The organism is Massilia mucilaginosa (genome assembly GCF_011682145.1).
Taxonomy (GTDB): Bacteria; Pseudomonadota; Gammaproteobacteria; order Burkholderiales; family Burkholderiaceae_D; genus Telluria_A; species Telluria_A mucilaginosa.
Genome location: NZ_WHJH01000185.1, coordinates 1 through 588, shown reverse-complemented (window position 1 = coordinate 588; position 588 = coordinate 1). Strand labels below are relative to the sequence as shown.

General features: G+C 52.0%; 1 rRNA gene. It reads left to right on the top strand.

Features of this window, described 5'->3' with window-relative positions:
- Nucleotides 1–588, top strand: a 23S ribosomal RNA gene (locus tag F2P45_RS34410); the annotation flags it as partial.

Genomic DNA, 588 nt, shown 5'->3' with positions numbered 1-588 from the left:
GGCTAAAACAGTCAGGATGTTGGCTTAGAAGCAGCCATCATTTAAAGAAAGCGTAATAGCTCACTGATCGAGTCGTCCTGCGCGGAAGATGTAACGGGGCTAAGCCAGTCACCGAAGCTGCGGATATCCGCAAGGATATGGTAGGAGAGCGTTCTGTAAGCCTGCGAAGGTGTCTTGTAAAGGATGCTGGAGGTATCAGAAGTGCGAATGCTGACATGAGTAGCGATAATGGGAGTGAAAAGCTCCCACGCCGTAAGCCCAAGGTTTCCTGTTCAACGTTCATCGGAGCAGGGTGAGTCGGCCCCTAAGGCGAGGCAGAGATGCGTAGCTGATGGGAAGCAGGTTAATATTCCTGCACCGTCGTATGATGCGATGGGGGGACGGATCGCGGAAGGTTGTCCAACGGTTGGAAGTGTTGGTTTTTGACTCATAGAAGGCGCTTAGGCAAATCCGGGCGCAGGATTCAAGGGGTCGAGACGAGGAACTTAGGTTCTGAAGCAATCGGAAGTGGTTCCAAGAAAAGCCTCTAAGCTTCAGTCATACGAGACCGTACCGCAAACCGACACAGGTGGGCGAGATGAGTATTCT